19 protein-coding genes, 1 tRNA gene and 1 pseudogene are annotated in these 20,122 nt (G+C 42.2%); 5 read left to right on the top strand and 16 right to left on the bottom strand.

Going from position 1 to position 20,122, the window contains the following annotated elements:
* Positions 1-6: 6 nt before the first annotated feature.
* Both DXB58_RS23210 and DXB58_RS23205 read left to right on the top strand, forming a co-directional pair.
* A complete protein-coding gene (locus tag DXB58_RS23210) occupies positions 7-372 on the top strand; it encodes a four helix bundle protein (RefSeq protein ID WP_122138400.1) in 366 nt (121 codons plus the stop codon).
* A 48-nt stretch (positions 373-420) separates the two neighbouring features.
* Positions 421-1,002, top strand: coding sequence for a DUF3109 family protein (locus DXB58_RS23205; RefSeq protein WP_122138399.1), 582 nt, complete (start codon positions 421-423; stop codon positions 1,000-1,002).
* Here the strand turns inward: DXB58_RS23205 and DXB58_RS23200 are convergent.
* From DXB58_RS23200 to DXB58_RS23140, 12 genes and pseudogenes are all read right to left on the bottom strand, one after another.
* Positions 999-1,208, bottom strand: coding sequence for a hypothetical protein (locus DXB58_RS23200; RefSeq protein ID WP_004298238.1), 210 nt, complete (start codon positions 1,206-1,208; stop codon positions 999-1,001). The genes DXB58_RS23205 and DXB58_RS23200 overlap by 4 nt on opposite strands.
* Positions 1,209-1,418: 210 nt before the next feature.
* The gene (gene gyrB / locus DXB58_RS23190; protein ID WP_117610775.1) at positions 1,419-3,377 is read right to left on the bottom strand and encodes a DNA topoisomerase (ATP-hydrolyzing) subunit B; all 1,959 of its coding nucleotides are present in this window, start codon (positions 3,375-3,377) and stop codon (positions 1,419-1,421) included.
* Between the two features lie 198 nt (positions 3,378-3,575).
* Positions 3,576-3,830 carry a 30S ribosomal protein S20 gene (gene rpsT, locus DXB58_RS23185; protein ID WP_004298235.1) on the bottom strand — a complete coding sequence of 85 codons (255 nt, stop codon included), beginning with the start codon at positions 3,828-3,830 and terminating at the stop codon, positions 3,576-3,578.
* Between the two features lie 42 nt (positions 3,831-3,872).
* Positions 3,873-3,944, bottom strand: a tRNA-Glu gene (locus DXB58_RS23180).
* Positions 3,945-4,475: 531 nt separating this feature from the next.
* Positions 4,476-5,450 carry a FimB/Mfa2 family fimbrial subunit gene (locus DXB58_RS23175; RefSeq protein WP_122138398.1) on the bottom strand — a complete coding sequence of 325 codons (975 nt, stop codon included), beginning with the start codon at positions 5,448-5,450 and terminating at the stop codon, positions 4,476-4,478.
* Between the two features lie 31 nt (positions 5,451-5,481).
* Complete coding sequence (locus DXB58_RS23170) at positions 5,482-6,975, bottom strand: Mfa1 family fimbria major subunit (protein WP_122138397.1); 1,494 nt, start codon at positions 6,973-6,975, stop codon at positions 5,482-5,484.
* Positions 6,976-6,999: 24 nt separating this feature from the next.
* Positions 7,000-8,415 (bottom strand): DUF3868 domain-containing protein, encoded by a 1,416-nt coding sequence (locus DXB58_RS23165; RefSeq protein ID WP_122138412.1) that lies wholly within the window; start codon positions 8,413-8,415, stop codon positions 7,000-7,002.
* Positions 8,416-8,463: 48 nt separating this feature from the next.
* Positions 8,464-8,655 (bottom strand): hypothetical protein, encoded by a 192-nt coding sequence (locus tag DXB58_RS23160; RefSeq protein WP_158570829.1) that lies wholly within the window; start codon positions 8,653-8,655, stop codon positions 8,464-8,466.
* An 11-nt stretch (positions 8,656-8,666) separates the two neighbouring features.
* Positions 8,667-9,236, bottom strand: a pseudogene (locus tag DXB58_RS23155) (DUF3575 domain-containing protein).
* A gap of 12 nt (positions 9,237-9,248) precedes the next feature.
* Entirely contained in the window at positions 9,249-10,280 is a 1,032-nt protein-coding gene (locus DXB58_RS23150) for a DUF3868 domain-containing protein (protein ID WP_117932392.1), read from the bottom strand.
* 25 nt (positions 10,281-10,305) lie between these two features.
* Positions 10,306-10,977, bottom strand: coding sequence for a DUF3575 domain-containing protein (locus DXB58_RS23145; protein WP_117932390.1), 672 nt, complete (start codon positions 10,975-10,977; stop codon positions 10,306-10,308).
* 350 nt (positions 10,978-11,327) lie between these two features.
* Positions 11,328-12,287 (bottom strand): tyrosine-type DNA invertase cluster 3b, encoded by a 960-nt coding sequence (locus DXB58_RS23140; protein ID WP_122138395.1) that lies wholly within the window; start codon positions 12,285-12,287, stop codon positions 11,328-11,330.
* A gap of 141 nt (positions 12,288-12,428) precedes the next feature.
* Here DXB58_RS23140 and recO point away from each other — a divergent pair, with 141 nt between their 5' ends.
* The 3 genes from recO (at position 12,429) to DXB58_RS23125 (ending at position 15,488) form a co-directional block, all read left to right on the top strand.
* Positions 12,429-13,157 carry a DNA repair protein RecO gene (gene recO, locus DXB58_RS23135; protein WP_122138394.1) on the top strand — a complete coding sequence of 243 codons (729 nt, stop codon included), beginning with the start codon at positions 12,429-12,431 and terminating at the stop codon, positions 13,155-13,157.
* A gap of 164 nt (positions 13,158-13,321) precedes the next feature.
* Positions 13,322-14,266 (top strand): hypothetical protein, encoded by a 945-nt coding sequence (locus DXB58_RS23130; protein ID WP_122138393.1) that lies wholly within the window; start codon positions 13,322-13,324, stop codon positions 14,264-14,266.
* Entirely contained in the window at positions 14,259-15,488 is a 1,230-nt protein-coding gene (locus DXB58_RS23125) for an acyloxyacyl hydrolase (RefSeq protein ID WP_122138392.1), read from the top strand. The genes DXB58_RS23130 and DXB58_RS23125 overlap by 8 nt, the downstream gene beginning before the upstream one ends.
* A gap of 419 nt (positions 15,489-15,907) precedes the next feature.
* Here DXB58_RS23125 and DXB58_RS23120 read toward each other — a convergent pair whose 3' ends face one another.
* The 4 genes from DXB58_RS23120 to DXB58_RS23105 all read right to left on the bottom strand — a co-directional run bounded on the left by DXB58_RS23120 (position 15,908) and on the right by DXB58_RS23105 (position 20,080).
* Positions 15,908-16,357, bottom strand: a complete 450-nt coding sequence (locus DXB58_RS23120) for a GatB/YqeY domain-containing protein (RefSeq protein ID WP_004298215.1) — start codon at positions 16,355-16,357, stop codon at positions 15,908-15,910.
* 85 nt (positions 16,358-16,442) lie between these two features.
* Entirely contained in the window at positions 16,443-17,753 is a 1,311-nt protein-coding gene (gene ftsZ / locus DXB58_RS23115) for a cell division protein FtsZ (protein WP_122138391.1), read from the bottom strand.
* Positions 17,754-17,810: 57 nt separating this feature from the next.
* A complete protein-coding gene (gene ftsA, locus DXB58_RS23110) occupies positions 17,811-19,262 on the bottom strand; it encodes a cell division protein FtsA (RefSeq protein WP_008998126.1) in 1,452 nt (483 codons plus the stop codon).
* Between the two features lie 80 nt (positions 19,263-19,342).
* The gene (locus tag DXB58_RS23105) at positions 19,343-20,080 is read right to left on the bottom strand and encodes a cell division protein FtsQ/DivIB (RefSeq protein ID WP_004298212.1); all 738 of its coding nucleotides are present in this window, start codon (positions 20,078-20,080) and stop codon (positions 19,343-19,345) included.
* Positions 20,081-20,122 lie beyond the last annotated feature (42 nt).

The following is a 20,122-nucleotide window of genomic DNA, read 5'->3' as shown; positions in this document are numbered from 1 at the left end:
TAAAAAATGATAGCTAAGAATAATGCTATTCATATTAAATCGTATGCGTTTGCTATTCGTATAGTAAACGCATACAAGTTTTTAGCAGAATCTGAAAAAGAGTTTGTTTTATCAAAACAGTTATTACGCAGTGGAACTGCTATCGGAGCTTTGGTTGCTGAAGCTCATCATGCGCAGAGTGGTGCAGACTTCTTGAATAAAATGAATGTTGCACTGAAAGAAGCAAATGAAACATCTTATTGGCTTTCTTTATTGAAGGATACTCATTATATGGACGAAATAGTCTATCAATCTATTTCTTCAGATTGCAATGAATTGATTGCACTTTTAGTTTGCATTGTTAAGTCTATGAAAGATTCACTTAAAAAATAAACCAAAACATTTATTTCTCAATTTTTAATTCTCAATTCTCAATTTAAAATGATACAAATAGGTGATGTAGTAGTATCTCTTGATGTATTTCAGGAGAAGTTTCTTTGCGACCTGGGTGCCTGTAAGGGTGCTTGTTGCATTGAAGGTGATGCCGGTGCTCCGGTAGAGCTGGATGAGGTGATGGAGCTGGAAGAGGTTTTGCCGGTTATCTGGGACGAACTGGCTCCGGAAGCACGTGCGGTGATTGAAAAGCAAGGGGTGGTATATACGGATGAGGAAGGTGATTTGGTGACTTCTATTGTCAATAATAAGGACTGTGTGTTTACTTGTTATGATGAGAATGGTTGCTGCTATTGCGCGATCGAAAAGGCCTATCGAGAGGGGAAGACTGCCTTCTATAAACCGGTGTCCTGCCATCTTTATCCTATCCGGATTGGAGATTACGGACCTTATAAAGCGGTGAATTATAATCGTTGGGACGTATGCAAAGCAGCGGTTTTGCTGGGAAAAAAAGAGAATCTTCCCGTATATCAGTTTTTAAAAGAGCCTTTAATCCGTAAGTTCGGTGAAGAATGGTACAAAGAATTGGTTACTGTTGCCGAAGAACTGAAAAAGCAACAGTACATTTAAATTCTCTTTCGGTTCTTGCGTATGCAATATACCTGATATAGTAAAATACACAATGCGATAATAATTCCGCATGCCGGTATCATCCATACTTCCGGATGAATAATAATCAAGAAAATACAAGTGGCGATCACGCAGGAAGTCAATACAATAAGAAACAACCTGATCTTTGCAAATAACGGATTAGGAGCAGTAGTTTTCATTTTCATAGTTATGTTTTCTTTGCTTTTTATGCAAGATAGTGATTTTGTATGGAAAACGTTTCTGCTGTTAGCTTTTATTAAGAGATAGGTAGTTGAACTATTCGAACATAAAGCCCCTTTGGGCAAAAGAAAAACGCCGATCGAAGGATGTTCCTTTGCCATCGGCGTTTCCTCGTTGTAAGATGTGAGGTTGGTTTATAAAACGTAATTATTTAATTATGTATCGATATTTGCATACGTTGCATTTTCTTCAATAAACTCGCGGCGTGGTCCTACATCTTCACCCATCAACATAGAGAAGATATAATCGGCTTCAGCAGCGTTGTCAATATTTACTTGTTTCAACATACGGTTTTCGGGGTCCATAGTTGTTTCCCACAACTGCTGTGCGTTCATTTCACCCAAACCTTTGTAACGCTGTGTATGAATTGCATTTTCCGAACCACCGCCGTAAGTGTCGATAAACTTCTGACGCTGTGTATCTGTCCAGCAATACTCTTCTACTTTACCTTTTTTGCAGAGGTAGAGCGGGGGAGTGGCGATATACAAATAGCCATTCTGGATAATCTGTGGCATATAGCGGAAGAAGAACGTCATAATCAGTGTGTCGATGTGAGAACCATCGACGTCGGCATCGGTCATAATGATAATCTTGTGATAGCGTAACTTCTGTATGTTGGCTTCCTTGCTGTCTTCGTCTGTTCCGATAGTCACACCGAGGGCTGTGTAGATATTGCGGATTTCATCACTTTCCAAAGCCTTGTGATACATGGCCTTCTCTACGTTCAGAATCTTACCACGTAATGGGAGGATAGCCTGGAACATACGGTTACGTCCCTGCTTGGCAGTACCACCTGCCGAATCTCCCTCGACGAGGAATAATTCACATTTTGAAGGATCCTTATCCGAACAGTCAGCTAATTTACCCGGCAGACCGCCACCTGACATCGGTGACTTGCGTTGTACCATTTCACGAGCTTTTCTTGCTGCGTGACGTGCGGTAGCTGCGAGAATCACCTTGTCTACAATCGTTTTTGCTTCCTTCGGATGTTCTTCCAGATAATATGCCAATACTTCACCTACTGCCTGGTCAACAGCACCCATCACTTCGTTGTTACCCAACTTCGTTTTAGTCTGTCCTTCAAACTGCGGTTCAGCTACTTTTACAGAAATAACAGCGGTCAAACCTTCACGGAAGTCATCTCCCGAGATTTCAACCTTCACCTTTTCCAGCATCTTGCTGTCTTCAGCATATTTCTTCAACGTACGGGTCAGTGCACGACGGAAACCTGCCAGGTGTGTACCACCTTCGATGGTGTTGATATTGTTAACGTATGAGTGAACGTTTTCGGAGAATCCGGTATTGTACATGATAGCCACTTCAATAGGAATTCCCTGTTTTTCTGAGTTCAGATAGATAACGTCGTTAATCAAGTGCTCGCGTGAAGACTCGATAAAACGTACAAACTCTCTCAAACCTTCTTCTGAATAAAACTGCTCACCCTTGAAGCTTCCGTCCTCATTCACAACCCGACGGTCAGTCAGGGAGATACGAAGACCGGCGTTCAGATAAGCCAATTCGCGTAGACGTGAAGCCAGAATCTTGTAGTCGTATACCGTTTCAGTAAAGATAGTATCATCCGGCCAGAATTGTTGGCGGGTTCCCGTAATGTCGGCTGTACCGACTTCTTTTACAGAGTAAAGCGGTTTACCGATCTCGTACTCCTGCTGATAGATTTTACCATCACGGAATACTTGCGTAGTCATGTGGGTAGACAGCGCGTTTACGCAAGACATACCTACACCGTGCAAACCTCCGGATACCTTGTAAGAACCCTTGTCGAATTTACCTCCGGCATGCAGTACGGTCATGGCAACTTCCAGTGCCGACTTCTTTTCTTTCTCGTGATAGTCCACCGGAATACCACGTCCGTTGTCCTGTACTGTGATTGAATTGTCTTCGTTGATTGTTACTTCGATATGGTCGCAATAGCCGGCCAATGCTTCGTCGATAGAGTTGTCAACGATTTCGTATACCAAATGGTGAAGTCCCTTGACGCTGATGTCACCAATGTACATCGCAGGGCGTTTTCTTACTGCTTCAAGACCTTCCAATACCTGGATGCTATCCGCAGAATAAGACCCGTTATTGGGAGTGATTTGTTCTTCGCTCATAATTGCCTTTCTAACTTTAATAACAGAGCAAATATAGTGAAAATTGTCGACTTGGCGAAGAATAATCAGTGAAAAATAAAGAATGCGGGTTGATTCTCCGCTTTCTTGATAAGTTTGATATTCAGTTGGTTATAAACAAGAAAGGCCGAACTTAAAAGTTCAGCCTGGATGCTATATAGAATTGTTAAATTCTTATTATTAAGCGAGCTTGTTGATGTAAAGAGCCAACTTAGATTTCAGATTGCTAGCTTTGTTCTTGTGAATGATGTTCACTTTAGCCAACTTATCCAACATCTTTGTAATGCCTGGGTACATTGCAACTGCTTCTGCTTTATCAGTAGTTGCACGAAGCTTTCTAACAGCATTTCTCATGGTCTTGCCATAATATCTGTTGTGAAGTCTTCTTGTCTCTTCTTGTCTGATTCTTTTCAGTGATGATTTATGATTTGCCATCTCGACTAATCTATTTTTTTAGTTCTTTATTCTTTTAACTTGTAGCCCGTGGGGGAATCGAACCCCCCTTTCAAGAATGAAAATCTTGCGTCCTAACCGATAGACGAACGGGCCATCCTGTTGTTGCATTTCTGCATTTTGCTTTCTCGAATCTGTGTTTGTTTCTCGATTGCGGATGCAAAGGTAGGAACTTTTTTGAAACTGACAAATGATTTATAGGATTTTTTTCGTTGAATATGTGTTTTTTTTCAAAGTGACCATTCTTTTATATTGATATTCAATAAAATAGATGGTTCCAGTTTTTATAAAAAAAAATCTCCCCAGTGAAAAATACTGGAAGGTGTTCTCTTCCATCTACCTTATTATATTATAATGGAATAAAAAGGTTGCTTATTTTTGTGATTTCTCTTGTAACAAAAAAAAGTGCATTCTCTCCTCGCTTGGACAGAATGCACTAAACACAAACAAAACAAACAATTTTAATAAAACGATATTTTCTTTGAAAAATCGTTTTATTAAGACGCTACATGTAGTGGGAAACATTACATGAGCAGAGGGCAAAAGAGCCCACTAGGGTACTTCGCAGTAGCCTTTGTAAATACATCTCACCTAAATATTGTTTACATACTATTTCGTCACACGTTTTTAAGACTCCAGTTCGGAGTTGTTCAGGCGTATAATCCATCCGTTAACTTGCATTCTTGGGCATATCTGCGGAATTCCGGTATCTGATGGCTGGATAAAGAACAAAAGCGTATATGAGTCCTGACGGTCGAGATACTCCTGGTCACTCATTTCACCTATATCATTGTAGATTTTGGATAACAACAGATATTGAGTGAGTGGGAGACGAAGAATGTTCTGGCCGCTTGGTATATGTTTGATCGATAAGGTTGTCTGATCTCCTTTCATGATACGTAATGTATTTAATCTCGCATGGATGACCGGAGTTTGCTCGGACATTACAGCCACTTCCTTCTGGTATGGAAGATAGTAGACTGGAGTTGTACCGACCGGTGTGTTTGTGTAGTCTATTATTCCGTTGGCAGATTCCAGCGTAAAGGAAAAGTCCTCTTGGTGTAGAGGGGCATTTGCTTCATCTTGAAGAATGCATGAGAAATAATTAGTATCTTTCACTAAATTGGCGGTAATAACCTGATATTTTTGACTAATAGTAATATTTTCAAGGCTACTGTAAAAGAGTGCATTCAGTTTCTTGTTCGACTGATTCTTATTATCGCATGCCAGTGATATATTCAGGGACCTTCGTTCCGTTTGTCCAGCTTTGAGATTAGGGAGCTGGTACATGTGGTTGGATGTCCCTCCCCATATAAGCAAACGATAAGTTCCTTCGGGAAACGGTACTCTTACCATACAGTAGCCTTGATGTAATGTAATGCTGTCTACGTCCACTCGATCCACATATTTATCATCCTTGTCGAAAGCAAGGATGGTAATGTCGCTTACTTGTGTGGAGGCAGCGTCCACATCTAGTATATTATAGGTATACGAGATTTTCAGCCAAGTCCCGGAAGGGCAGTCTGACAAGTCGTCGTTCACCCAGTTGCAGGATGAGAACAAGGCGATGGCACTGATAATATAGAGTAAAAATGGACGCATTTATAATAAATTTAGTTCGGGTGGCCAATACTTATTCAAGTTCTACATCTTGATTACGTACGGCCCACGGAAAAACATTGAAATTGATGTCTAGTTCGGCTTTATATTCATCCGGCTGATCCGGGTCGATGAAAGGTTCGCCGCTACCGAGTCCTGCAATTTTGTTGACTGACAATCTGTATATATTGTTGCGTACGATACCGAATTCCATGACACCCATTTCCGGAGAATTATTATCAAGGTGTTTGATCCAGTAATTGTAATAACAAGAGTAGTTTTCCGTTTTCTTGAAACGTTTGATACTATATCGAGCTAGCTCTTCTGTTGTCGAGTTGTCAGTGACATCGTCGGGCAAATTATTAAGAACTAGTTTACGGATTGCATCTACGCTGGTATAAAAGTTGTAATTGAAGTAGAACATATTAGTCGGCCAGTTGGACTGATTGCTAACTACATCGCCATTTTCATTGAAAACGCGGTCGGGGGCAATATCCATGTTGGCTTTGAACATAACTCCCGTGCTGTATGCATTCAGTTGGGCGTCAAGGAACATACAGTTTTCCAGGCAGTAGATATGTGACCAACTGTTAGCTTGAGCCATGCCTGCCCAGTTGCCGTCGTTGATATCCAACTGTACTAGAGCTTGTGCAAAGAAACCGTCGGCGTTTGTAAAGTCCCCGGCGTTCTCCACTGTTTTCTTGAAGAAATAAGGATCGATAACATAACCATTGTTGTCGTTGATATCACCGAAGTTTTCATCAGTATATGAATCTGGTTCCTGAAAACTGTTCAGTACTGCTGTATGGCGGAAAGTATAAAACTGGGTTGCCAAGTTCAACATTCTGAAATTGTTCAGTTTGATTGTACAGTAGGTCTTTCCGGATGGGTCTGTTAGTGGGAAAGTTTCTTGTGTTTGAGTCAGTTCAACTTTGGCAACCACGCGTTCGAGACCGATGGATACACTAGTCACTTTATCGGAGTCTGTAGGTTTCTTCACTTCAACGTTCAGATTGGCAGCTCCACGATTGGTCATAACGAAACCGTTTTCGGGTACGCTTGGAATTTTTCCTGCACTGTAAGTAACGGCATCAACTGCATTCAGAAAAGCCTCTTGTGTGCTGATATTTCCTGTGATTGCTTTTCCGTTAGCTATGGCAAAGATGTTATAAGTTCCCGGATTTACAGTGATTTTGTCGGCGGTGTACTGTATGTTTTGACCGCTCGTAACTGTCCGGTTGATGTTCTTCAGTTCCTGCTGATCTTTGAGCGTTTTTGTGGTCGCGTCAAATAGATAAACAGTGAGACTCTTTACCGCATATTCTTCTTTCGAACCTTCGGTGGTAACGCCGGACGATTCGGCACTTCGACTGGTAGCAACGTTTGGAATCTCGAAGAACAAGGCGAGATTGCCATTTGACTCCGAATGAGTATCATCGGCGATGACAACATCTGCATCATTGATGCAACTGTACTGTGTGACTGCTGCGAATAAAAGCAGTGACATTAATTTACTGAATCTTTTCATTTTACATTTGGTTTTAATGAGTGTTTATTTTAGTGCACGGACTAATTGCAGATTATTATCCGCTTGTGATAGTCCTGCTTTTTGAGCTTGTCTGAATAAGTACTCTGCTTCTTCATAGTTGTTTTTAAGAAAGCATAGAACTCCTTTTGCTAATATTGTTTCCGGTACTTCCGGAGCTTTTTCCAGATAAGTGGCAGCTGTTTGGACGTCTCTTTGCATCAAGGCTATGCAGGCGGCATTCAGGTTGGCTGTGGGATTATCGGGAAATAGTTGTACGGCAGTCATGAAAATCTGATTATAAGTTTCGCTTCCAGGTGTACTGGCAAGTGCGAGACGAAACATTTCTTCAAGACTCAGATTTTTAGGGTTTGTAGTAAAGACTTTCCGGGATTCTGCAAGAGTAAACGGGCGTACACGATACTCAATAGTGTAGTCGGAATGTCTAAGTAGAGTAAACCAATGCTTCAGGACAAAATCGTAGAATGCAGGGAAGTGCTTTTTTAACTTTCTCTCCTTGCTGTCGGGGTGAATGTCGCTTGTTATGGTTTTTATTATCGCTTCTTTCTCTTGAAAAGTCGTATCACAGAGAAGAGCTTCAAATCCTTCCCAATCTTCGGGAGTATAGTCTGTCTGGATATGCGCTCCGTCGAATGCATATAGCTGATTTACATACTCTTTCACAGATTGAGTACGTTCACGGGCCAACTTCTCATTGAGTCGGTAAGGTCCGTCGGGTGAAGCGTAGCCGTGAATGCTGATGTGTGTGATGGTAACGTTGGTGTCATTTTTAATGGTGTTGATTGTTTCAATAATTTTATTCAGTTCTACTGTATTGTTGCTGTACGTTTCGTATATAGCAGTCACATTGACAGGAAAATCAATAAACGCGCACCCTTTTTCTTCTCTGATTTTCGAGGTTTCCACTTGGGGAGTCAAGAATACGAGTTGTGGAATAGGGGTTGGCTGTGGGTGTAAACGGGCGATACAAGTGAAATTTTCTTCACCCGGAATCCCACAGCCACAGCTTTTCTCAACGAGTGAGAGAGTGGCATGATTCATCCAACTTTCGAAAGGTACAGATTGCAGATAATGCATTGTCTGCCGACTTCCGTTTTTTCTTTGCAATGCTTCGGCTTCTTTTTCCTTCTTGCCGGCTTCGCGCAAAAATATGATGTGTTGTTTTCGGCTGTTGATATAGATAGCTGGTAATTCCAACCGGTGTTCCAGACTGTCACTGACAACAGGTACCAATGTCATTGATTCATTGGGCAGGAAGTCACGGGTGATTTCTATTTCAATAGAAACCAGTAATTCTTTCCCGGCCTTGTGCAGGCTGGAGGAAGTGGCTCGAACAGTGCCATCATCTCCTGCTACAGGTGTCTGTGCCTGAAGAAAAAGAGATAAGATGGTTGCAATGATAAAAGTTCCTCCTGTTTTCATAATTTTATAACTAAATGACTCCTTATCTGTAACAAAAGCAATCATAACTCACCATGGATAAATTCGTGAGATGATTCCTTGCTGTTGCAATGCTTTCAATATCTTTATGTCCTTTATTGATCTGCTGATGCCTCCATGCCCTAGATAATATACTCTCCATGGGGTAGAACGGCATTGACGTGCTATTCGTATATAGATACTTCTTCTTCTGGAGAACCAGACTTTCCATAAACTTTTCATCCTGTTTTATTTTAAAATAGATAAACTAAACTTATTGAAGCCTTACTAGGCCCTATGTAATGATAATCACCTTTGTCTCGTAATCCGGCGCATTTCTTGACACAGTTGTACTGCTTGTAGCGGATAAAATCGTATCCTACTCCCAGACTTGTTTCTATATTCCAATGATTATCCAGCATCCAGTGATATCCGGCACTGATACCTCCACCTGCCAGCCATCCTTCATATCTGTATTTTTTCAACCCGGCGAATATACCGAAAGGCAGTTTTTTCCCTCCGATATTGAATTGTGCCCCATTGAGGTAAGCACCCCAGAAAAAGCCGTTAAACTTCTGGCAAGTCCAGTATTTATATTCTGGCTGTATCAGCCAATAGCGGTTCACATATTTCTCTTCCCGTTTCCATGGTCGTAGACTGCCGGTCAGTTCAACTGTGCTTTTATTTCCTATGGCATAGGAGACTCAGGCTTCGAAAGCCCCATCTATTGCCGGAAGCGTATTCACGCTGACTGCTACTTTCTGTGAGCGACAGTGGAGCCAACCAACAGATAAGAACAGGAATAAGAATAAGAAATATTTCATTGTGTCTGTTCGTTAAGGACGTTTATTATTTTCAAAAAATACATTCAGATTGTAAGAAGCCTCTTCGGAACCTTCTGTCTTAGCAGCCTTTAACATGCGAATGCCTTCGTATGTGTTTCCAGTCATCAGCTCATATACACCCCGGCAATTCTTATAAGCAAGGCTGTCATGAGGAGCCATCGATAAAAACTTGCTTATTGATTGAGTGTCTCCTTGTTCGATGGCAGCAGCGGCAGCGTTTAGGTTGGCGATGGGGTGTACAGGATACAGTTTGACACTAATGTTAATAATTTGGTAAAACTTAGCTTTGTTATCTGCATACGACAGAGCTACGGTATAGAGTTCGCGGAGCGACAACATTTGTGGATTGACGTCAGCCATAATCTTAGCCTCTTCAAGATTAAAATTCAACTCTTTCTGATTTCGTATATCTACATCATCCGTAGCCGGGGAAACATACGAACCTTTATATTTCATTTTTGTGGTTGTCGTATCAGTTGGCGACGTGTTTTCTGCTGTTGATGTAACCTCGTCCGGATTCTTTTGGGAGGATGGGAGTGCAGCAGGTTGAGATGTAATGAGTAAAGTATCTTTCAACGCTTGTTCACCTTCAGGACGGATGATTGTTCTCCGAAGGAGGAGAGTTGCATGGTTCATCCAATCTTCTGCGGGCAACGAAGTCCGGTAAGCGATGGTGCGGGAATGACTTTCGTCGATACCGGCAACGAGGTAGGTTGCGTCCTCTTCCTTATGCTCGCTTTTTTTTCGTAATATCTGGTTACGCAGATATAATTTCTGTTTTTGTTTGCCGTTCAATAAGATGGAAGGTAGTAAGATTTTTCTTTCCTGTCCGGTTAAGACGGGCGTTAGTCTGACGGCATTTTTAGACTCCATATTTTCTATCTCTACCGATACATCCATGGAGAGTAGTAATGAATCTGCCCGCACTCCGAGAAAGTGTGGAGTAATATCCAGTTTAATGTTTTGTGCCGGGAGTAGATTGCATATCAATAAGCTGAAAAATATGAATGCTTTCGTTTTCATTTTATGTGGTTATTATTAGGTTGATTTATCGGATGAAATATATAATTGATATCCCTGCTTGTGTAGGTCCCCAGTAGTTGCAGCTTGATTTTTCCAATAGGGCTGCACCTTCAGACTGTCCGTAGCGTTTATAGTTAAGGTGTGCATATCCGAGTGAGATTCCTGCTTCCAGATTCCATTGAGGGCTGATTATCCATTGATAACCGTAGGAAATGCCGAAACCCGCCAGATTGCCTTGATATCTGTTGTGAGCAATCTGCCTGTTCTCAATACCCAGCATTTTCCCATCGCTGAATCCCCAGGGGAGCATTCCTCCAAAATTGAACAAAGCATAGTGTAGCTGAAAGCCGATAAAACTTCCTGTGAATGCTTCATTAAACCATTTACGGTATTCTGGCTGCAACAGGAAATGCTTCATCTTTTTGTTCCCTCCGAAGTTCCAGGGGTTGTAATTGAGGGAAAGGCTGATGGTATGCGTATCGTCACATCGCACTTCTCCTCCCATATTGAGAGTAGTGGTTAGATCGTAAAGCAGATTGCTTTTAATGGCTATATTTTGTCCGCAAAGGTTCGAAGCAGGCAGAATACATGCAACAAAGGCAATGATAGCTAGCCCATGTTTAATGTTTGCCGCATGTCTCCACCTGTTGCTGGCAGCAGACCTTTCATTTTTGCTGATATTGGGTTTGTGTGTCATAATTATTTGTTTATGTGTATCTGTTACTTCTTAGGTAACGGAACTCCTGTTTAATGACAGGAACACATGGGGGAAAAGTAAAAAAGACGGTGGTCTTTTATTGATATATGTCTCTGGAAGCTTTCGGACAGAAAAAAGTGGTCCGATGATTGGCAATAGATAGTTGGAACATGAACTAAAAGTGATTCGTGTTCTCATATCTTATTTTATTCTTCGAAAGAAGTTGAATAAAATAATGTATAATTAATTTGGAATGTAATACTCTTTTTATATATCTTTGTGCAGTATTTATATCCGTTACCTAAGAAGTAATGGATAAGGCAGATTGCTGATAGATAGTTGTTTATGTATTATTGATGACTTGTGTTGTAAGATTCTACGTAAAAACAATTCAATTGATTGGCTTCTGTTCTTTTCTTCAAACCAAAACCTTTCAGATAAGTTTGCGTGGTTTTTATAGATTTATGTCCTAGTGATTCACTGATCATTTCAATAGGGATTCCCTGGTATTTGGCATTTGTTGCCCAAGAATGCCGAATGGTATATGAACTGACAGGTGATTTTAGGTTTAGTTCTCTTGACAGGCTTTTTAATTGATTGTTGAATCGGCGGAGGGCTGACTGATATTCCTTATATATGCCTTCTTCTTTTCGTCTCTTATCTCCTCTCATTATATTAAATAGGTAGTCTGGGCAATCTTCTCTCGGTGGATTGCTGTTACGCAGCCTGTTTATTTCTTTCTTGGAGGTGTCCAGGATTTCAAGACTTATTGGTGTGCCTGTTTTTATACGATTGTATCTAAGGATTCCGTCTTCCAATGCCGATTTCTCTAAATGTGCGAAATCAGAGAACGGCATACCGCAGAATTGGAACATCAACCGTGCGATAGCTTGCGTACGGATTAAGTGTTGGGATTGAGGGGCTTTGTAGAGAAGTGTATGCAGTTCGCTGACCGGGAGCGCCTTTTTCTGTCGTACATCTACGCCAGTGTATACGTCACGAAACAGTCGGGGGATAAAGCGGGCTACCCCTGCTTCTACACTACGATTATAGATGCTGCGCAACATACGCATATAGGTCGAAACAGTGTTTGGCTTCAACCCATGTTCGTGGAGGTGCTGTCCGTATCGTCTCAAACTATCGCGAGTGATCTGCCCGAAAGTTATGCTGGGAGTACCACAGAACCTTGTGAATGACAGAATTGCATTCTTATACACATGTGCTGTCGAATAACGACCTTCTTCCTGTAAATTCCGGATGTATGCTTTGGCGCATCCGGTAAATCCGTTTTTATTACTTTTTCGTTTCATAAGCTTGTTTATCTTTACTTGTTATTCAGGGACTATAACAAAAGTAGTTATCTTTTTTGTTGTTAATGCCTTTAAAATCTCTCCGATTACCTTGTATTTTTTGTAGCTTTGCTTCGGATTTGGAAATGAGGTTATTCAGTTATGCTGCAGAAAACGAAAGGAATAGTTCTTCATACGTTGAAATACAATGATACTTCTATCATTGTAGATATGTATACGGAGTTGTCCGGCAGAGCTTCTTTCCTTGTAACAGTGCCTCGTTCGCGAAAAGCGGCTGTGAAATCCGTACTTTTCCAACCGTTATCTTTTATTGAGTTCGAGGCTGACTATCGGCCTAATGCGACACTTTATCGTGTGAAGGAAGCGAAATCTTTTTATCCATTTTCTTCCATACCTTATGATCCGTATAAGTCTTCGATGGCACTTTTCTTGTCGGAGTTTCTTTACAGGGCTATCCGGGAGGAGGCAGAGAACTGTCCGTTATTCGCCTATCTGCAACATTCTATCATTTGGCTGGATGAGTGTGGAGAGGGATTTGCCAATTTTCATCTGGTTTTTCTGATGCGTCTTTCGCGTTTTCTGGGGCTTTACCCGAACCTGGAAGATTATCATACCGGCGATTACTTCGATTTATTGAATGCCTGTTTCACTTCCATTCGTCCCCAACTACATTCTTCCTATATCAATCCTGAAGAGGCTGCCCGTCTCCGTCAATTGATGCGCATGAATTATGAGACCATGCATCTTTTCGGTATGAGCCGTGCGGAGCGTACCCGTTGCCTGACGATTATGAATGATTATTATCGTTTGCATCTGCCTGACTTCCCGGCATTGAAATCATTGGAGGTATTGAAAGAACTGTTTGATTAGTGCTTTTAATCGTTTACGGTTATCCTGCTTATATTCGTTTCCAATCCAGAAAGGCCAATACGGCGTTTTTCAGTGCGGCGATGCTTTTGATTACAGACAAGATACTGAATTCTAAAAATATATGTTACTTTTGTCCCTTATGAAATGACAAGAGAGAAAACAACATGAAAACATTCATAAACTTCACGACTTATTTTCTTATTCTATTGGGACTCTATAGTTGTAACGGTGATGTATTTGTTGATGATTTCCGGTCTTCCGATTCAGAACTTACTTTGGACGGAAACGGTGATGTCGCAACGATCCGATTTGCATCTTCCAATTGGGATTTATTTGGGATGTATAATTACGATGAAAGCTTTTCCTATCCATATAAAGTTTTTGATGAGAATGGTAATCTGATAATGACGGATCAAATCCCATACTTGAAGGGATTGGGCAAGATTGTATGCGACGAGGAGTTGATAGGTTTCACCGTCGATCGCAGCAATCCTAAAGAATTGAAGATAACGGTGGACGAGAACGCTCGTTCTACTCACTTTCGATTAATGCTTGTAGTAGGCAACGAATATGAGTCGCAAGATATATATGTTGAAATTTCACCGTCAGACAGGTATGTGTTCGATCATATCACTTATTCTTTAGATATGTATTCTTACGGAAAGGTGATAGAGACACAAAATAGTTTTGTACAACCTAACTATTGGGACATTCCATACCCCTATCTGTTATCTCCTTATGAGGATGTTCAACATGAAGTGATATTCACAAGCTATATGCCCGAGGCTTTTCAATTATTGGGAGAAAGTAATCTGACAGTAGAGATACCGAGCATTAAGAGTAGATATTTGGAGATGAATGGTAAAAAGGCGCAATATATCTCTACAAAACAATCCTTTCCTTACCATAATACAGAACAGAAAGAAATCCTCATTCCGCCTTCTACTATTCAGAGAATCACCTTGATGTTAGAGTATGAGCGGTTTGAAACGCAATACACTCTCTATGCTTTCCATCCTAAAACCAAAAAGCAACGAATCATCACCGGTATGCTGCAAAGTAAAATGCCTGTAGACTATCACATAAAACGCGAGAACATCAATGAATAGAAATATGAATACCGGACGATTGCTGTATATGATTTGCTTATTAGCTTTCTCGGTAGTTGGCGGAAAGTTAGAGGCACAGACAGTTGTGCAACCAGTCGAACAGCAACACGACAGCATAAAATATGCGCCTATCCATCAGATAGGTTTTGACATTCGTCCCGGTTATGTGGCTCCGACAAATAGTTTCCTCGAAGGAGATAATGCGCAACAGAAAAGGATTAACCAATCACTTTCCCTGCATTTGAAATATGCTTTCCGGTTTAGCAAAGACTCCAATTTGGGTAGATTGTATCCTCATGCTTATCAGGGGATAGGTATTTCATATAATACTTTCTACTGTCCCGCTGAATTGGGGAATCCCGTGGCGGTATATGCCTTTCAGGGCGCACGTATTATGCAAGTTTCACCTCGTCTGTCATTTGATTATGAGTGGAATTTCGGTGCATCTTTCGGTTGGAAGAAATATGACGGGCAATACTATCCGCAGAATGAAGTTATTGGTTCTAAAATCAATGCATATATCAATTTAGGTTTGGTATTGAATTGGCAACTTCATCCGCAGTGGAAACTGGCAGCAGGTGTAGATCTCACACATTTTTCCAATGGAAATACACATTATCCTAATGGGGGACTTAATGTTATTGGAGGAAGAATCGGAGTGGTACGTACGTTCGGTGAAGAGGATGCATCCACAGATGTTCCCAAACGCCTTTATGTGAAGCCGCATATCAGCTATGACTTGGTGATATACGGAGCTACACGTAAAAGAGGGTTTGTAAAAGATGGCGTACCAAGTTTGGTGCCCGGTTCATTTGGTATTGCCGGGCTCAATTTCGCTCCGATGTATAATTTCAACAACTATTTTCGTGCCGGGCTTTCTCTGGATGCACAGTATGACGAGAGTGCCAATATTAAAGACTATAAGCTGGAAGGAAGCTTTATGGACGATTTAAAGTTTCATCGTCCTCCTTTCCGGGAACAATTTGCCGTTGGTTTGTCTCTCCGGGCAGAATGGGTGATGCCTATTTTTTCAATCAATGCAGGTATTGGGCGAAATCTGATATGCAGTGGGGATGATACAAAAGGGTTTTACCAGATTTTGGCTCTCAAAACCTATGTCACCCGACATTTGTTTTTGCATGTGGGATATCAGTTGAGCAAATTTAAAGATCCTAATAACCTGATGTTGGGGCTTGGATATAGATTTCATGACAAACGATGAAAGAATAATCTTCGTTTGCACGTTATTACACCGATATTTCGTGATAAAATCGAATAATTACGCTTTAAAATCAACTTATACTACACAGAATGGGTCGTATACAATGGAAGAGTAACTGTTTCATGCCTTGAAACAGGCTGTTTGCTATATCGAAACACTTTGTTTCTAGGCTCTAAACAAAGTGTTTTTGACGTTGAAACAATGTGTTCTTATACTGTGAACTAATGCTCTATACAAAAGATAAGAGGTGTTGCTACTATAAAAGAAAGTTGCAGATGTGTGTAAGATAAAACATCTTGCACGCATCTGCAACGGCATCTTGCACAGGTTTATACTGCTATTAATCAAATAGATAAACTCTGGTTAGTGTAGGGTGTAAGATAAAATCGAAATAAAATTTTCTGTGGAAGTCCCGGAGGTTATCCCAAAAGCTCTTTCACTTTTGCAGAAATGGCACGTCCTTCTGCAAGACCTGCTAGCTTCTTGGAGGCAACTCCCATTACTTTACCCATATCTTTACCGCTTGTAGCACCTGTTTCAGCGATAATTTCCTTCAATGCAGCTTCCAGTTCTTCGGCAGTCATTTGTTTCGGCAGGTATTTCTCCATAACGGCTACCTGGCCTAATTCTACGTCAGCCAAATCCTGACGACCCTGTCCGATATAGATTTCAGCAGAATCTTTTCCTTGTTTCACAAGTTTCTGGATAATCTTCAGAGCAGCATCATCTGTCAATATATCGTTAGCTCCCGGGGCAGTCTTAGCTTCCAGGAAGAACTTCTTTATATTTCTCAAAGTTTCAAGGGCTACTTTGTCTTTCGCCTTCATTGCGGTTTTAATGTCTTCGCTGACTTGATCGAATAAATCCATACTATTATAATTAAAAATTAAAGATTAAAAATTATAACTGAAGCCTGATTTTGCGAGTTTATAATTTTCGTTCTTAGTTCTTTGTTTAGAACGTAATCACACCGTTGTCATCTGTAGCTTCTTCCGTGGCTACTTCCTCTTCCAGAGCGGCTTTCGTCCGGATTTTGGTAAGAGTAGTCTTATCACGCATATAAGTGGGAGAATCTTCTACCATGGCGATGATGTCGTCGTTGTTCAGATCTTCCGTGTTGAAAAGATAGATGTGGCGGCGTTTGCGGAGGCTCTTGCTTCCGATGTTGCTGGCACTTTCGCCGTATGCCTTGCGGATACGTTCCTTGTTCTTTTCTTTTTCCTCTTCCAGTTGCAGTTGGCGTTCTTCCTCTTCCTGGCTGCGTGCAGCGTGCAGGCTGTCCATTCCGGGAACGTCTTCCACACCGAATCCGGTTGCCAATACGGTGATTTTTACTCTTGTTTCCAGTGAGTTGTCGATGGCAACGCCCCAAATCACTTCCACCCCTTCGCGGAATTTGCTCATGAACTCGTGTATCTCGTTCATTTCCTCCATCATCAGTTCCGATGACGGGCAGAAAGATACGTTCAACATTACTTTCTTGGCATTGAAGATATCATTGTTGTTGAGCAACGGAGAATGCAGGGCATCGTCGATTGCTTTCGTCACACGATTTTCTCCTTCGCCGAACCCGGTACTCATGATTGCTACTCCACCATCTTTCAGGATGGTTTTCACATCGGCAAAGTCAAGGTTGACCGTACCCCGCATGGTGATAATCTCGGCAATACTTTTGGCAGCAATGGAAAGAGTATCATCGGCTTTGCCGAAAGCGTTCATAAAGGTAAGGTCGGCGTATATTTCGCGCAGGCGTTCGTTGTTGATAACCAGCAAGGCATCAACATGCTGGGCGATGCGCTCTACGCCGTCCAGTGCCTGGATAATTTTCTTTTCTCCTTCGAAGATAAAGGGGATGGTGACGATACCGACAGTCAGAATATCCATTTCCTTCGCAATGCGGGCGATGACCGGAGCAGCTCCCGTTCCGGTTCCTCCTCCCATTCCGGCGGTGATGAATACCATCTTGGTGCCGTCGTTCAGCTGGTTTCTGATATCTTCTATACTTTCTTCGGCGGCGTCGCGTGCCCGTTCGGGACGGTTGCCGGCTCCAAGCCCTTGCGTGATGCTACGGCCCAGTTGCAGTTTCACCGGGACAGGTGATTCGGCTAATGCCTGGTTGTCCGTGTTACAAAGAACGAACGTTACATCATGGATGCCTTCCCGGTACATGTGGTTTACAGCGTTACCACCACCACCACCTACACCAATCACTTTGATGATCTTCGGCGAATCTGTCGGGAAATCGAATTGTACTATCTCGTCCATATCTTGATTGAATTATGAATTACGAATTATGAATATTGATTAACAAGCTGCTGAAGGTTACTTCATATCGTCGTCGGAGAAGATTTCTTTCGTCAACGAATCGATCTTGCGTTGAATCCAACTCGGACCTGCTTCTCTTTTCCGTCTTTCTTTCTCTTCCTTTTCCTTTTGCTTGCGAAGTTTTTCCGCTTCTTTGGCGGCTAGCTTGGCTTCCCGCTCTTCTTCCTCTTTCTTGAGACGGGCGATGCGGGCCTGTTCTTTCAGTTCCTGATCGTCCTCAAACATATCCACTGTCTTATGCACTTCCGGCTCCGGTTTGGAGACTGATGGTGCAGGAGCGGCTTGCGGAGCAGTTTCCGTCAGGCAGCAGTTCTGGTTACCTTCAAACAGGAGCCCGAACAAAGTGTTCTGCGAACCGTCTTTCTTCAGTATGTTGTTGGGCGCATGAACCGTATTGCGTGGGAGTTTCGCCATCCGTATCTTTTCTATCTTACTGCGTTTGCGCAAGGTTTCGTCCAGATTCTTCAGGTTGGCGGCTCCTCCTGTCAGGATGATTCCTGCCAGCAGTTTGTCCTCGTAGCTCGATAGTTGTATCTGGTTCCATACGTTGGCAACGATTTCCTCGGCACGGGCTTCGATGATATTGTTAAGATCCGCCACTTTGATGATACGGTTGTCATCATCCAGTTTGCAGGTTGCTTCTTCCTGTTCGGGGTCCTCTTCATAGAGGGCGTCACCGTAGGCTTTTTTCAGGCGTTCGGCTTCTTCCTCCTCCATTTGCAGGGTGGTGATGTCACGCGTGATGCTGTTGCCTCCCAAAGGCAATACAGTCAGGAAGCGGAGAATATTATTCTTATATACAGAGATGGTAGTTGTGTCTGCTCCGAAGTCGATCAGTGCACAACCCGAACGGCGTTCGCTTTCTGTCAGTACGGCATTTGCGGTTACTAACGGAGCGATCAGTTGGTCGGCAATATCAATTTTTGCCTGCTGGAAACAGTGCTCCAGGTTCTTACGTACGGAAGCACGGGCAACGATATTGAGGAAACGTCCTTCGATGTGGCTTCCTACCAGACCTACCGGATTGGCTTGCAGGTTATTACCTACCTTATATTCTTGTGGAGCTACGTCCAATATATCCATATCGACCACCGGGATGGCAATGTTCTCATCACCGATAGCGCTTACAAGCTCTTCGGATATGATAGCTTCTTCCTCCAGGTCGCGGCTTACTACATTGCGGACGGTGCGGAGTGATTGTCCGCCGATGCCTACATATACCTTGGCAATTGAGTTTTTCAACTCACCTTCCAGTCTGTTGATGATTGAAGTCAGGCTTTGCGCTGTCTTGTCCAGGTTAAAGATTACTCCTTTACGAATGAACGTAGAAGAGTCTTCCTGGGCATACGCTAATACCTGCATGCTTCCGTCACTGTTCTTTCTTCCGGCCACACCGGTTATCTTCGATGAACCAAGTTCAATAGCGGCGATAAATTCTGTTGTTGCCATAGGGTTATTTAATTTACTATTTTACTATTTACAATTTACTATATAGAGAGACTGTTTACTTATCATCTATCACTTATCAACTACTCTCGTTTTGTACAGATAATCTGGTTGCTGAATTCGAGATTGATGCGTGAATATTTGTTCCAGCCTACCCGGTTGAGTCCTTTTTTGTAGAACTCCTTCAAACGTGCCAGTTTATCTTCAAAGTTCTCCAGTTTTCCGAGATAGACCAGATGGTCTCCCACACGCGGCACCAATTCGATGTTCTGGTCGGGCAACACATGGATCTGCTCTATCTGGGCGTCCCAGAATTTATTATTATGCAAAAATACACCAAACTTATATAAATCCTTCATTGCAAACGACTTTTCTACGTTTCCGGTGACAATTACCCGGTGAGCGACGCATTTTGCTTCCGGTGGCATGATGGTTCCTTTGTTGTCAAGGTAGTAGTTTTGGCCGTTGGCGCTCATGACCCGGAGGATAGGAATACGCTGTGTCACTTCCACGCATACTTTGCCGCTGGGTGTTTTGTAGCACTCGGCTTCGTCAATCAACGGATGTTTGCTTAGTTCCCGTTCCAGTGACTTGGTGGAGATGCGTTCCATCTTCTTCCCGATGGGGTAGATCCCTTTCTGCTGAAGGATACCTTTCAGCTCTTCTTTGGTGATGAAGCCGGCGTATGCGGTATCCTTGATAACCAATTCCATGTCACGGCAGGTCTGGTCGGCAGGCTTGCGGTTGAAAGCGGTGATAGCTACGGCAAGGTAAGCTATGAGCACCAGCATGACGATGGATAGAAGGATTCTTTTAATCATAATCAAAAATTAAAGATTAAAAATTAAAATGCTTGCACTGTT

It is taken from the genome of Bacteroides sp. OM05-10AA, assembly GCF_003439055.1.
GTDB classification, from domain to species: domain Bacteria; phylum Bacteroidota; class Bacteroidia; order Bacteroidales; family Bacteroidaceae; genus Bacteroides; species Bacteroides intestinigallinarum.
This window is presented reverse-complemented; position numbering and strand designations above follow the sequence as displayed.